The 14,226-nt window shown below is 51.4% G+C and carries 9 protein-coding genes, 1 tRNA gene and 1 pseudogene; 5 read left to right on the top strand and 6 right to left on the bottom strand.

Features of this window, described 5'->3' with window-relative positions; translation table 11 throughout:
- Positions 1 to 49 precede the first annotated feature (49 nt).
- Positions 50 to 196: pseudogene (locus tag QUD59_RS04475) on the bottom strand (cyanase); the annotation flags it as partial.
- A 113-nt stretch (positions 197 to 309) separates the two neighbouring features.
- Between QUD59_RS04475 and QUD59_RS04470 the strand changes: the two are divergent.
- The 3 genes from QUD59_RS04470 (at position 310) to QUD59_RS04460 (ending at position 4,583) form a co-directional block, all read left to right on the top strand.
- Positions 310 to 1,385 (top strand): IS3 family transposase gene (locus QUD59_RS04470; protein WP_286239872.1). Its coding sequence is split into 2 segments (ribosomal slippage): positions 310 to 562 and positions 562 to 1,385, totalling 1,077 coding nucleotides; the frame shifts between segments, so codons are not numbered across the junction.
- A gap of 560 nt (positions 1,386 to 1,945) precedes the next feature.
- Positions 1,946 to 3,244 (top strand): NAD(P)/FAD-dependent oxidoreductase, encoded by a 1,299-nt coding sequence (locus QUD59_RS04465; RefSeq protein ID WP_286239871.1) that lies wholly within the window; start codon positions 1,946 to 1,948, stop codon positions 3,242 to 3,244.
- A 1-nt stretch (position 3,245) separates the two neighbouring features.
- Positions 3,246 to 4,583: a glutamine synthetase family protein gene (locus QUD59_RS04460; protein ID WP_286239870.1), complete on the top strand. Its 1,338-nt coding sequence runs from the start codon at positions 3,246 to 3,248 to the stop codon at positions 4,581 to 4,583.
- A gap of 62 nt (positions 4,584 to 4,645) precedes the next feature.
- Here QUD59_RS04460 and QUD59_RS04455 read toward each other — a convergent pair whose 3' ends face one another.
- Entirely contained in the window at positions 4,646 to 5,575 is a 930-nt protein-coding gene (locus QUD59_RS04455; RefSeq protein ID WP_286239869.1) for a LysR family transcriptional regulator, read from the bottom strand.
- A 231-nt stretch (positions 5,576 to 5,806) separates the two neighbouring features.
- On the opposite strand from QUD59_RS04455, the gene QUD59_RS04450 reads away from it, so the two are divergent.
- Together QUD59_RS04450 and QUD59_RS04445 are read left to right on the top strand one after the other, a co-directional pair.
- Positions 5,807 to 6,706 (top strand): type IV pili methyl-accepting chemotaxis transducer N-terminal domain-containing protein, encoded by a 900-nt coding sequence (locus QUD59_RS04450; RefSeq protein WP_286239868.1) that lies wholly within the window; start codon positions 5,807 to 5,809, stop codon positions 6,704 to 6,706.
- Positions 6,707 to 6,747: 41 nt separating this feature from the next.
- Positions 6,748 to 8,424 carry a methyl-accepting chemotaxis protein gene (locus QUD59_RS04445; protein ID WP_286239867.1) on the top strand — a complete coding sequence of 559 codons (1,677 nt, stop codon included), beginning with the start codon at positions 6,748 to 6,750 and terminating at the stop codon, positions 8,422 to 8,424.
- 114 nt (positions 8,425 to 8,538) lie between these two features.
- Here QUD59_RS04445 and QUD59_RS04440 read toward each other — a convergent pair whose 3' ends face one another.
- The 4 genes from QUD59_RS04440 to dnaG form a co-directional block, all read right to left on the bottom strand.
- Positions 8,539 to 9,801 (bottom strand): Wzz/FepE/Etk N-terminal domain-containing protein, encoded by a 1,263-nt coding sequence (locus QUD59_RS04440; protein WP_286239866.1) that lies wholly within the window; start codon positions 9,799 to 9,801, stop codon positions 8,539 to 8,541.
- A 102-nt stretch (positions 9,802 to 9,903) separates the two neighbouring features.
- A tRNA-Ile gene (locus QUD59_RS04435) sits at positions 9,904 to 9,980 on the bottom strand.
- 116 nt (positions 9,981 to 10,096) lie between these two features.
- Positions 10,097 to 11,941, bottom strand: coding sequence for an RNA polymerase sigma factor RpoD (gene rpoD, locus QUD59_RS04430; protein WP_286239864.1), 1,845 nt, complete (start codon positions 11,939 to 11,941; stop codon positions 10,097 to 10,099).
- A 296-nt stretch (positions 11,942 to 12,237) separates the two neighbouring features.
- Positions 12,238 to 14,205: a DNA primase gene (dnaG, locus tag QUD59_RS04425; protein ID WP_286239863.1), complete on the bottom strand. Its 1,968-nt coding sequence runs from the start codon at positions 14,203 to 14,205 to the stop codon at positions 12,238 to 12,240.
- Between the last annotated feature and the right edge of the window lie 21 nt (positions 14,206 to 14,226).

The raw sequence follows: 14,226 nt of genomic DNA, 5'->3' as shown, positions 1-14,226 counted from the left end.
CCTGCGAGTAACTGGCCTGTATTCTGAACTCAGGCCGGTTACTGTGTTTTCAGTACGTCTTATACGGCAAGAACTTACCTGAAAGCACCACATTCACCCGATCCCCATTCGGGTTTTCTTCGCGCTGGATATCCATAGAGAAGTCGATAGCGCTCATTATGTTGTCGCCAAACTCTCCGTGGGTCAGTTCCTTAAGCCATAGTTATGCCTTGTTATCGGTTTCCATTGGTGGCTGCCTTGGTAATCCCCCCGAAAATTAACGGTCCTCAAAAGTAGAATTTTCTCGTAACCTAAACGCAGGAGATTCTTATGAAAAAATCACGTTATACCGACAGCCAGATCATGGCGATTCTTAAACAGGCTGAAGCAGGAACCCCCGTGCCTGAACTGTGCCGTGAGCACGGCATGAGTTCAGCGACATTCTATAAATGGCGTGCAAAGTACGGCGGCATGGATGCTTCATTAATGGCCCGTATGAAGGAGCTGGAAGAAGAAAACCGCCGTCTCAAGAAAATGTATGCTGAAGAGCGCATCAAGGCTGAGATTGTCCAAGAGGCTTTACAAAAAAAGTGGTAAAGCCGTCTCAGCGCAAGGAGATGGCGCAACAGGCCGTAGCCACCCAAGGAACCAGCATCCGGCTGGCATGTTTAGCCTTTGGTATCAGCGAAAGCTGTTATCGGTATCAGCCTAAGCTGGATTCTGAGAACGCTGAAATTGCTGATTGGTTGATCAAACTGACAGATAAAGAGTCGGATTGGAGCTTTGGTTTGTGTTTTGATTACCTCCGTAATGTGGAAGGTTTCCACTGGAATCATAAGCGGGTTTACCGAATTTACTGCGAGTTGTCGCTTAATCTCAGGATACGGCCACGTCGACGACTGAATCGGCATAAGCCAGAGCCTCTGAAGCAACCGCTACGCCAGAATCAGGTTTGGTCAATGGACTTCATGCACGACCAACTTTCAGAGGGCCGTAATTACCGTCTATTTAACGTCATTGATGATTTTCGACGTGAAGGTCTAGCGATTGAGGCAGGATTCTCACTGCCTGCCATACGCGTCATCAGAACACTGAATCAATTGATCGAGTGGCGTGGAAAGCCTTCGGTGCTGCGCTGTGATAACGGGCCTGAGTTCATAAGTCACGAGTTCACTCATTGGGCTAAAAAGCGGAATATTCGAATTGAATATATCCAGCCAGGTAAGCCTCAGCAGAACGCCTACATTGAACGGCATAACCGCACAATCAGGTACAGCTGGGTCAGTAAACATCTATTCGAAACACTCGAGGAGGTACAAGACTATGCAACGCGGTGGCTCTGGTTTTACAATCATGAGCGCCCTCATAAAGCCAATGGCGGCAAGCCGCCACTAAGGGTGGCTTAACTTCTACTTTTAGCGCCAGTTAAAAATGGGAGGATTACCCCTTCCGGGCAAAAAAAGGGCGCCCACATCCCGCCTGAGTTACTCAGGCAAGCTGTGGACGCCATTGTCCAGTAAGCGAATTTTTGCACTGCAATAAAAACTTCAGAGCCGCCGGGTGGGGTAACACCTGATCGGGTTTCTGAAGCGTTATAGCCATCATTGGCTGAAGTTGTTAAAGCACAGTCAATGCCAGAAAATTAATATTGTTATTTATCAAATTGTTATGTGGTTTTTGGTGGGCTTTTTATTATTCTCAGGGCTTCTTAATAGTGCTGGTTAAGTGTGAGCGGTTCATTACAGTGCAGCCAATAAATAGCTGTGTAGTAAAGTTAAATTGCGCCGCACAATATTTTCCTATGTCTACCGGTGGGGGATTTCTGGCTTTTGAGGGAGGCGCTGTGAGGCCCGACCGCATGCATTTGTTTTACTGATTCATGCATCAAATATAAGTATTTCACTCATCCATAGGCTTTTCGCATAGTGGTAGTCACTAACAACCAATTGACTGAAATGGACTCATTATGGCGAATGCCTCCTACGTAAATTCTTACTACGCCAACTCGCTCAACAGCGAGTTATCGCTACCCACTCTGCAGGGGGAACATCAGTGTGATGTGTGCGTGGTAGGGGCTGGTTTTACCGGTCTGTCCAGTGCGATCCATCTCGCTAAACGGGGCTATAAAGTGATTCTGCTGGAAGGCGAGAGGGTAGGTTGGGGGGCATCAGGACGCAATGGTGGCCAGGCGATCATCGGTTATAACAACGGTATCGGCATGCTGGAGCAGCGCTTTGGTCTGGAAGATACCAGAAAGTATCTGGAGTTTGTGCTGGAGGGGTGTCAGATCATTCGCCAGTTTGTTGAGGATTATCAGATTGAGTGTGATCTTAAAGAGGGTCATGCGGGCCTTGCGACCTGTGATCGCCAGTTACAGGCGATGGAACATGAGCGGGAGGTCTGGGCACGTTGTGGTCATGACGATATCAAGGTGAATGCTGGTCATGCTGCTGTACAGCAGATGGTGGGCAGTGAGAACTATGTGGGTACTTACTATGATCCGAATGGGGCTCATTTGCACCCGCTGAATCTGGCGCGGGGTGAAGCGCGGGCGTTACTTGGTCTTGGTGGTGAGATCTTTGAAAACTCCCGTGTGACGAAAATAGACAAAACCATGACTCCGACCGTGTATACCGAGCTGGGCAGGGTCAAGGCTAAACAGGTGGTGCTGGCGGGTAACGCTTATCTGGGCAATCTGGTTCCTGAGATGGAGGCCAGGCTGGTACCGGTCAGCAGCTTTATCGTCACTACCGAGCCGCTCCCGGATGCGCTGGCAAAGGAGATTATCCGTAAAGATTATGGTTTTTGTGACTGGAACTATGTGCTTGATTATTACCGTCTGACCGGTGATCAGCGTCTGTTGTTCGGTGGCGAGAGTTTTTATGGCGGTAAAGAGCCGCGTAATGTCAGCCAGCGCCTGCGGCAGAATATGCTGAAGGTGTTCCCGCAGTTGCAGGACGTCAAGGTGGACTACAGTTGGGGCGGTAACTTTGCCATTACCTACAGTCGCATGCCGGATGTGGGTCGTTTGCCCGGGTCCAGTGTGTTTTATGCGCACGGTTACTCCGGTACCGGGGTGACGACCACCCATATTATGGGACGGTTGCTGGCGGAGGCCGTGGCGGGCAGTGCCGAGCGCTTTGATGTGTTTGCAAATGTTAAACAGATGCCGATGCCCGGTGGGCGTCTGCTCAAGGTTCCGGCAGTGATAATGGGCTCCTGGTATTACCTGTTGCGTGACAAATTGGGGGCTTCCCGGAAGTAGGATGATGGATATGCAAAGCGAAATAGAACGTTTTATCAGCCAGTACCCGGATGTTCGGGAAGTGGATGTGATTGCGCTGGATCTGGTCGGCAAGCTGTTCGGTAAGCGCTATCCGATCCGTGATCTGGAAAAGCTGGCAAAGGGGCAGGCGAAGATGCCCGCAGCCATGCATCTGATGTGCACGAAAGGCTATCCGGTTGATGCGAAAGGGTACGGTTTTGATGACGGTGATCCGGACGCAAACATTCAGTTGGTGCCGGGCAGCCTGAATTATGTGAGCTGGGAATCGGTACCCCGGGCCCAGGTGATGGCGACTTTCACAACGGAACAGGGCGAACCGCTGTTCTGGGAGCCCCGCGCAGTTCTGCAACGGGTTGTGGATAGTTTAAAGGCGGCAGGCTGTTTCCCGGTGGTGGCGTTTGAGCTGGAGTTTTATCTTTGCCGGCCAAAAGCGGATGGCAGTGCGCAGATCGAGCCGCCTCAGGGAAAACTGACCGGCAGGGCTGATGGCTTAGCGGTGCTGTCATTAGAGCGTATTGCCGATTACGGCGATTGCCTGAGCGAAATTATCCAATGTTGTGAACAGCAGGGAGTGATAACCGGCCCTGTATCTGCGGAATTAGGGCCGGGTCAGTATGAGATCAACCTGCAGCATAATGAAGATGTAATGGCGGCTGCGGATCAGTGTGTATTGTTTCAGCGCATCGTCAGAGGGGTGGCGCTCAAGCATGGCTATCAGGCCAGCTTTATGGCTAAACCTTATCTGCAGGAGGCGGGTAACGGATTCCATTTTCATGCCAGCCTGTACGGTGCTTCGGGCGAGAATATTCTCAGCCCGAATCAGGATGAAAGGCTGCGTCAGGTGGTTGCAGGATTACTGCAGCTTATGCCGGCTTCGATGCTGTTCTTTGCTCCTAATATCAATTCGTTTCGGCGGCTGAAGCCCGGTAACAATACGCCACTTACACCCAACTGGGGTTATGAAAACCGCTCTGTTGCCGTGCGCATTCCGCTCTCCGATGAACGCAATCGCAGGGTTGAGCACCGGGTGGCAGGGGCCGATGCGAACCCCTATCTGGCGATGGCGGTGGTTCTGGCCGGTATTCACTACGGTCTTGATGCGGCTGCCGAACCGCCCGAGCCGGTTCAGGATATCTGCCTCAATGCAGAGGGGCTGCCTGTGGATTTGCGCAGTGCTATAGCGCTGTGTCGTCAGTCGGAGGTGCTTAAAACCTATTTAGGTGATGAGTTTGTTGAGGTGTTTGCCGCTCAGCGTCTGAGTGAACTTCTTGAGTTTGAAAACGAGATCTCCGCGCGCGAGTATGACTGGTATCTCTGATAACCGTCCCGGCTGAATTCGGGAAAAGTATGCCTGCACAGATCGCTGTCTGAGCGTTCACCTTATCCATCCGGGGTCTGAAGAAAAGCACTCAATTCCGACTGCTGAATGTAGTCTTTGATTCGTTCACAGAACGCACGGGTTTTCGGGTTGTTGGCCGTGTGTGTACGGCAGGCGAGATAGTAGGAGATCTCCATGTCGGGGATCTGGTTCTCCAGCAAGGTCTCAATGGAGCCCTCCATCAGCTGGGATGCTACCGTATAAGCGGCAAGGTAGGCGATCCCCGAGCCTGCGCACATCGACTGGCTCAGGGCCTGCAGGTTGTTGATCATGCAATGTTTATTCAGTTTGTGCCAGTCCAGATGCGGAACCTGAGTGATCAGGTTGTGCCAGTCGAAGTCATCCTCTCCGCTGCAAAGAATCTTATGCTGGTAGAGGTCTTCCAGTTTCCTGATTGGCCCTGCGTTACTCAGGTAAGCTTTGCTGGCGACCAGATGCATCCGTGTTTTACACAGGGGAATGTAATCCAGATCCGGGTCGCTGGTCAGTGAGCGAATAGCGATATCAATATTTCTGTTTCCCAGCTCGATAAACTCATCCTGAAACTGCATCCGTAGCGATAGGTTGGGGTAGCGTTGTTCAATAAAGCCGAGTGCCGGCGCCAGAACCAGTGAGCCGAAGCAAACATCGGAGGTGATCGACAGTTCTCCTGAGAGGCTGTCACCGCTCATCTCATCCAGCGTATTTTCCAGATTGGCGTAGATCTCCTCACAAAGGTGCAGCAGTGTACGGCCTTTATCTGTCAGTTGAATTGGACGGCGCGGTTCCCGGATCATCAGGGCGTAGCCGAGTTGTTCTTCGAGTTTCTTAATCTGATAACTGACTCCCGACTGGGAAATATTCAGCTCCTCAGCGGCTTGGGTAAAACTGCGCTGTTTAGCGACAATTGAAAAACAGTAGAGCCTTGGAAGTAAGTGTCTGATTCGACGCATAATCGATCTTTACTGATGATGTGGTGAATGCAGTAAGAATAGTCGGAGAATCCTGTCTGCAAGTTAATACACCTAAAGGGGTAATCTGTACTCACAAAGCCGATCGGGCGGCTGAGCCATATCAAGGAAAGGGCGATCAGGCCTCGTTTACTGAATGTTGTAGCTTGTTGATTTCCTTGTCAGTTACTACGCTTTCAGGACTGCCTAAATTATCAGATCAAGGAAAAGATGATGTCTGCTCTGAATACAGTTAAAGCCAAACTGTTCCTTATCCCGTTTCTCTGCCTGTTTGCATTCTCTCCACTGAAGGCTGCGCCTACGGCGGCCGAGTATGGTGTTGTGCTGAATCTGTCAGGTAAGCAGAGAATGCTCAGCCAGAAAATGTCGAAGGAGGTGGCGCTGGTCGCGCTGGGTGTCGACGTGGATAAAAATCTGCAGAACCTGAGTAATACCGCAACGCTTTTCGATAAAACCCTCAAAGGTCTGCGCAATGGAGACAGTTCACTGGGTCTGCCGGTCACTGAGAAACGGCGTATCCTGAAACAACTGGATAAGGTTGATGGCATCTGGGCTGAGTTCTACTCGGTAGTGCAGACGGTTCTGGCGTCTAAAGCGGTATCTGCAGAGCAGTTGCAGTTGATTGCCAGTCAGAACCTCCCCCTGTTGAAGGAGATGAACAAAGCGGTAGGTCTGTATGAAAAAGATGCGCAGAAAAATGGTCTGGAATCGGCGCCGGGGTTAGCGGCGACCATCAATCTGGCAGGTAAGCAGCGGATGCTGACTCAGAAAATGAGTAAAGAGTTCTTCCTGATTGCACTTCAGCATGAGGTGGAGACGAATAAGCTCAATCTTCTGGAAACTTATACATTGTTTGATAAAACCCTCACCGGGCTCGTGGCCGGAGATGAGAATCTCGGTCTGCCGGGAACAAAACAGCCGTCTATTGTTGAGCAGCTCGATCAGGTGAAAGCGCTGTGGACTGACTTTATGCCGCTTATGCAAACCGCAGCGGACTATAAAACCACGGCTGTTGATGCCGCGATGATCTCAAAAGTGGCTGCCAGCAATCTTCCTTTGCTCTCAGAGATGAATAAAGCCGTAAAAATGTATGAGCTGGAAGCGGCGAAGTAAGTTCTTCTGACTTTGCTCATCAACTGACCGGAAAGGTTTCTATGCGTATTAAGACAAAACTCTACACGAGTAGCTTTGTTGTGACCGGGCTGATTCTGGTGGTCGGGCTGATCTCGGTTTTTACCTTTAAAAGCCTGTCGCAGCAATTGCACTTAGTGGTGCAATCCGCGCAAACCAGCGCAGATGCTGCGGCGCAGACCGCAGAGGGAGCAACGCAGGGGAGTCAGCAGCTCGAATCACTGAATGTTGAAAGTCTGGCGATTGTGGATGGTATCAGTCGGGCTAATCAGCGCACTCAATTGCTGAGTCGCAAAGTAGAAGATATCAGTCTGACGTTGCGTGAGTTGAATGAGACAATCGAGGAACTCTCTGCTGATGTAGAGGATGAATACTCGCTTGAGTTGTTTGAGGAGATCAGCGATGAGGTTGCTGATATCGATGAAAGGCTGCGCAGGGAGGCCTTAATCAGCCTGGGCGATTCCACCAAACAGATGGTCGAGTTCAGTAACCAGATCGCTGCTCAGGCAGAGCAGATCAGTAGCCTGAGTGATTTTACCAAAGGGCAGGTACAGATCAGTGAGCAGGCAAGGGATTATAACCGCTCGATAGCGGATCAGGCGGGCGCTGCGTTGACCGAGATAAAGTGGAGTGAAACCCTGATTGTCTCGCTGCTGTTTATCTTGGTGGCGGTCTCCGTTATCTCCACTTTACTGATCATTAAAGCGGCACTGGTACCGATCAATCGCACGGTGAAGTTAATGCGTGAGGTGGCCGATGGCGATGGCGACCTGACAGCCCGGCTGGTGGTTGAGGGTAATGATGAGATGTCCTCAATCTCAGAATCGTTTAATCATTTTGCTGAGAAAATTCAGACGCTGCTGGCCAAAGTGCGTGCTTCGACACAGGAGCTGTCAGCCGCTTCTGATGCCACCTATCAGGCGATGCTGGATGGCAACAGCTCAATCCATAAACAGCAGGAGGAGATCCAGCAGATCGCAGCAGCGATAACTGAGATGACGGCTTCCTCTTTAGAGGTGGCGCACAACACTCAGGCCGCTTCCAGTCAGGCGCGGAATGCTAATGAACATACCCATACGGGTAAGCAGGTGGTGGATAAAGCGCACGATTCGGTTGCCGCGCTGGTGGATGAAGTCGAAAGTGCGGTAGGCGTGATCAACACCCTGAATCAGAAATCCGAAGAGGTCTCGACCGTTATCAATGTGATCAAGGATGTGGCGGAACAGACCAACCTGCTGGCGCTGAATGCTGCGATCGAGGCGGCACGGGCCGGTGAGCAGGGACGAGGCTTTGCGGTAGTAGCCGATGAGGTCAGAGCGCTGGCAGGAAGAGCCAATGCCAGCAGCGGAGAGATTCAGACGATCATAGCCGAGATGCAGCAGCTCACTCAGCAGGCCGTCGATGCGATGAAAGTCAGCCATGAGTCCTGCAAAGAGACCGTTGAAGGTGCCGATGAAGCCAGCGGTGCGTTGATTGCCATCACCGAAGCAATTCAGATCATCGACGACATGAACACCCAGATCGCCAGCGCAACCGAACAACAGACCGCGGTGTCTGAAGAGATCGATAAGCGCATCACTCAGGTCAACGACCTTTCGGGTAGAACCTCAGAAGGGGTGGATAAAACCGTAGAGGCGTGTAAATCACTTAACCATATTAACGAAGTGCTGAAAGGGCAGATCTCGCAGTTTAAGATTTAAACGCAAGATGGAAGAAAGAATGCCAGCTTTCGGGGCTGGCATTCTTTAACTTCACAAAGAGTAATTTGTGCGTATGTCCTGGCAGGGAGCGGGTGGCCCTGCTGGAGAACGTTGTTACAGGCGGGTTCTGAGCTTTCTGTTTCTGATCGCGCAGCGTATCAGGGCGGTGATCACACCGATCATACCGCCAAGTACTACAGAGAGCGCCAGAATCAGCGATTTTTTCGGTTTGATTGGAGCGCTTTCGGCCATCGCCGGACTATTTCTGAACTCCAGACTCAGATCAGAAGGAAATTCCTCCGCTCTGATTTTATCCAGTCGAGCCTGCAGGCCTTCCAGTTCGGGGATAAATGCTTTATCACTTTTTCGTGCTTTCAGCAGTTCAATTTCCCGGTTGTTTTGCAGTGAAAGCAGGCGTTCTTCGATGGTGCGTATGGAGGCATCCGGGAAGTAATCGGCTGGGCGAGTCTCTAATTGTTCTAACTCGACGCTTAACAGTGTCGAACCTCGCAGGTAAAGAGGTTGACCTGAAGCGTTCAGGCCGATCTCCACTCTTCGGCTGTTTTCATTCAGGTCTGCCAACTGAACCGGTTTTTTGATGCCCAGAGCGCTGGCGATATTGATCGCTTCTTTCAGACTGTAAATTTTATCGTTGAGCTGTTTCTGATACGTTTCTTTAGCTGCGCGCAGTTTGTCTTCTAGCTGCAGCTTTTGTTGTAAGTGCTGCTCTTCAATACGCTGAATTTTATATTCCCGTTGCTGTTGTGCCTGTTGCTCCAGATAATCGATGGCAGAGAGCAGGCGTTCAATCTCGTTGTTCCTGACAGTATTGTAGTCGCCACGGTAGTGCTTAAGCAGTGCCTGACTGCTGAATTCAATCAAACGGTCAAGCTCGCTCGCTGCGAGCAGTCGATCCGAGGATTTGAATGTAAGCGTCCAGGGGAAAAGAGCAGTTTTATTTTTGCCGCCATCGTTCCTCTGATACGCAAACATGCCTGTAAAGGCATTTTGAGCAAGCAGTTCATAGTTGGCCTGAACTTTCTGAGGGTAGATGCTCTGAGCCTCTTCAGGGGCTGCGTTTATGAAAGCCATACGCAGATCACTCGCATTGATTAGCTGAAGCAGATCATCCATAGGGGTGACACTGAGTTTATCGTAGAGGGGCAGTGTATTGATCTGGGAGAGCTGGGCGGGCGAGGGCTGTTTCAGGTCAACCTTAGCGACATAGACTGGCGGTGTTGTGAAAGCAAAAATTGCCGCAATAGCTACACAGACGGTGGTCGTGGCAACAATCAACCATTTTTCCTTCCAGAGGTTCTCAACTAACTGGAACAGGTCGATTTCATCATTGGTGTGTGGATAGTTAGTGTCGCTCATCTCAGTCCCTGCTGAAGCGTTAAAAGTATCAATGTACTTAATATCAGGTGATTGTTACAGGCGGTTACTGCTATTGATGCCAGACAGTGGCGAGCTGCGGAGTGGTGGGCCTTCCGGGACTTGAACCCAGGACCTGCCGATTATGAGTCGGATGCTCTAACCAACTGAGCTAAAGGCCCCCTAAGCTTGCCATAATTCGCCGGGACAGGAGAGTTTACGAGGTCCCGGGAATTTAAGGGTGCCCATAATACCGCTAAGGGATTATGGGCACAACCTTTTGATTTAGAACCCTTAACTATTCGTCAAGGAAGCCGCGGAGGTGCTCGGAGCGGCTTGGGTGGCGCAGTTTGCGCAGGGCTTTTGCTTCGATCTGTCGAATACGTTCACGGGTTACGTCGAACTGCTTACCAACCTCTTCCAGCGTGTGGTCGGTGTTCATTTCGATACCAAAACGCATCCGCAGTACTTTAGATTCACGAACGGTCAGGCCGGCCAGCACTTCCCGGGTGGCTTCACGCAGGCCTTCGCCTGTTGCAGAGTCCACGGGTGAAGAGATGGTGGTATCTTCGATAAAGTCGCCCAGGCTGGAGTCTTCATCATCCCCGATCGGTGTTTCCATGGAGATCGGCTCTTTCGCGATCTTCAGTACTTTACGTACTTTATCTTCCGGCATCTCCATACGTTCTGCCAGCTCTTCCGGAGTGGCTTCGCGGCCCATCTCCTGAAGCATCTGACGGGAGATACGGTTCAGCTTGTTGATCGTCTCGATCATGTGCACCGGAATTCGGATAGTACGTGCCTGATCGGCAATAGAGCGGGTAATTGCCTGTCGAATCCACCAGGTAGCATAGGTCGAGAACTTATAACCACGGCGGTATTCGAACTTATCGACCGCTTTCATCAGGCCGATGTTGCCTTCCTGAATCAGATCCAGGAACTGCAGGCCACGGTTGGTGTATTTCTTGGCGATAGAGATAACCAGACGCAGGTTGGCCTCGACCATCTCTTTTTTCGCCCGGCGAGCGCGTGCTTCGCCGATCGACATGCGACGATTGACCTCTTTGATTTCGGCCAGGCTGATGCCGGTGTCGATCTCGGTCTGAATCAGTTTTTTCTGAGCCCGTTTCAGTTCAATCAGATTCGTCTTAATGGCGCGGGCGTAGTCTTCACCTGACTCAATGACGCTGTTGAACCATTCAGGGTTGGTTTCGTTACCAGGGAACTCTTTGATAAAGGTTTTACGCGGCATTTTTGCACGCTGGGTGCAGATGCGCATAATGGTGCGTTCCTGGTGACGGATATTCTCAATAACATCACGGATCTGTTCAACCAGCGCGTCGTAGTAACGCGGGGCCAGCTTGATGGGAGCAAATGCTTCGCCCACAGCCTGCTGTGCATCACCAAATGCCTGGCTGTCGCGGCCATGGGTCTGAAGCGTTTTGAACATCGCTTCCAGACTGTCGCGCAGAAGGCCGAAACGGCGAGCGGCTTCTTCAGGATCCGGGCCTTTCTCTTTCTCGTCTTCGCTGTCATCGTCTTCTTCGTCGTCATCAGCGTCGTCGTCGAGGGCTTCGTCTTCGCTACTTTCCTCAGTTGCAGCAGAGGGCAGTGCGGTTTCGTCATCATCGGCATCAATGTAGCCACTGAAGATGTCGCTGAGACGGCCTTCTTCTTCCAGTACCTGATCGTAGGCATTCAGTATCAGTTGCACCGAACCCGGGTAGCAGGCAACCGCAGACATGACTTCACGCAGACCTTCTTCGATACGCTTAGCGATACTGATCTCGCCTTCGCGCGTCAGCAGTTCAACGGTACCCATCTCACGCATGTACATGCGGACGGGATCAGTTGTGCGGCCAGCATCGGACTCTACCGCGGCCAGGGCGGCAACGGCTTCTTCATCGGCATCATCGGCGGAGTCGCCTTCGGTCATCAGCAGGGTTTCTGCATCGGGCGCTTCTTCAGACACGGAGATACCCATGTCATTGATCATGCGGATAATATCTTCAACCTGATCCGGATCGGCAATATCTTGCGGCAGATGGTCGTTTACTTCGGAGTAGGTAAGGTAACCCTGCTCCTTACCACGGGCGATCAATTCCTTGAGGCGAGACTGCTGTTGCTGAGAAGTATCGGACATAGGACCCTGTGACTAGAAAAAAATGGATGAAAATTCGAGCAGGCCATTATAGCGGTGTAGTCCACAATATGCTAGGGAAATGGGCCTGTGCTTTGTTATCTGTTGTCCGTTAAAAATAGACTATATTTCAGCAACTTGCTTGGAACAGGTAAATAAATTCCAGAGTCGGAGGGTTTTGCCGGTGGCTGTTAGCTTGCACTGCAACATCGGCTGGCAGATCCCTGCTTGCGTGGCTGAAATTGAATTGTCGGACAGCTAATCAGAGATATGGTGGCAGCTCTGTTTTTTTTCAAGGGTCAGGCCTTGCTGGTGGTCTTGACCTGATGGAGCTGCTGCATTTTCTGAACCAGAAGCAATTTTTCCTCCTGGCTGAGGCTGTGTTTCTTCTGCAGGGTGGAGATCTCTGATTCCAGGGCTTTGCGGTTCAGACTGGTCTGGGCATCAGTCAGGTACTCCCGGGCATCGGCTTCAGAGTGGATCTCCAGGGAAGTGGAGATTTCGTAGAGGCTGACAATGGTGTTGGATAGCTGTTCATCTTCACGCCAGTCGACCACCAGTTGTCCCAGTGAGGCTTTAGGATGCTGCTTGTAGTAAACGACCAGTTGGCTGAGAATTTTCAGGTCGGCGTCAAGGCTTTGTTCGAGCCCGTCGGGTAGCTGAAATTCATGGGCAAGCTGCGGATAATGCAGCAACAGTGCGATCAGCTTCTGTGAGAAGTTGAGCTCGGTATTGCGCGGAGCGTTGCCGCCAGAGCGCCGGGAAAAGCCTTGTTTCTTATTAGTGTAAGAGGGGCGGTTGGATGGCTGCGCATCTGCTGATTCATAAAAATCTACCGCGTAGTCAGGGTAGTCCGGTTCGGCGGGCTGGTAGTCATCATAATAGCCGGGACTGTTATCGTTGCTGTCTGCTGCCGGAGCGGAGGCATTGGTACTGCTGCTCGTCTGCGGTTGTACTGCCTGATGGAAGTTAACCGTGGTCTGGATCTGTTCCAGTGACAGATGGGTCAGATCACAGATCCGATCCAGCATCATCTGCTGCAACAGGCTGGGTTTCATCGAGTTGATGGCGGGCAGGACTTCGGTGCTGAAGCGGGCGCGACCGTCCATGCTGTCCAGATCCGCATTTTCTGAATAACTTTTAAAGAAAAATTCTGACAGTGGCAGTGAACTGCTGAGCCGTTCACTGAACGCTTCTGCGCCTTCCTGACGAACCAGACTATCCGGATCTTCCCCCTCGGGCAGAAACAGGAAGCGCGCTTCTTTGCCATCTTCGATCACCGGGAGTGTCGTCTTTAACGCCCGGAGTGCTGCTTCACGGCCGGCGCTGTCGCCATCAAAGCAAAAGATGACTTCCGGAACCAGTTTGAAAAGACGTTCCAGATGTTGTGCGGTGGTCGCGGTGCCCAGAGTGGCAACAGCATAATGGATGCCATACTGGGCCAGGCCCACCACATCCATATAGCCTTCAACAATAATCAGGCGGTCTAGCTTGTTGTTATGTTTGCGTGCTTCGTACAGTCCGTAAAGCTCACGGCTTTTATGAAACGTGGGTGTTTCCGGTGAGTTGAGATATTTGGGTTTGTCATCACCCAGTACCCTGCCGCCAAAGCCAATGGTTCGGCCGCGCTGATCGCGTATAGGAAACATGATGCGATTACGGAACCGGTCGTAGCGGCTGTCGCGTTCCTCGTTGTGAATCAGCAGCCCGGCTTCTTCCAGCAGGTTGCGCTGGTCGGCACTCTGTCCAAGATGGTTGAGCAGATTATCCCAGCCTGAAGGCGCAAAGCCGATGCCAAACGCTTTGGCTATCTGGCCAGTAAGGCCGCGGGCTTTAAGGTAATTAACCGCATCGCCACGGTGCTCGCTGCTGCGCAGTTGTTCCTGATAAAACTGATCACTCTGGCTGAGCAGATCATAGAGTTTGCTCAGGCGTTGATCCTTTTCCCGTTGCTGTGGGGAGTCATCTTTCGGAACGTCCATGCCGGCGCTTTTTGCTAGTTCTTCAACCGCTTCGGGGAAATTGAGATTTTCGTATTCCATAAGAAAGCCCAGCGCATTGCCACCCGCGCCACAGCCAAAACAGTAATAGAACTGTTTTTCCTGATTGGCGGTAAAGGAGGGGGTTTTCTCTTTATGGAAGGGGCAGAGCCCGGAGTAGTTTTTGCCGGTACGCTTAAGCTTTTGCACCCGGCCATCCAGCACATCAATAATGTTGACGCGTGCTAAAAGATCATCAATAAAGTGCTGAGGAATGCGTCCGGCCATCGACTGTGTCTGCTGAGATTT

It is taken from the genome of Neptuniibacter halophilus (assembly GCF_030295765.1).
GTDB lineage: Bacteria > Pseudomonadota > Gammaproteobacteria > Pseudomonadales > Balneatricaceae > Neptuniibacter > Neptuniibacter halophilus.
The sequence above is the reverse complement of the archived record's forward strand: the minus strand, read 5'-3'. Positions and strand labels throughout refer to the sequence as shown.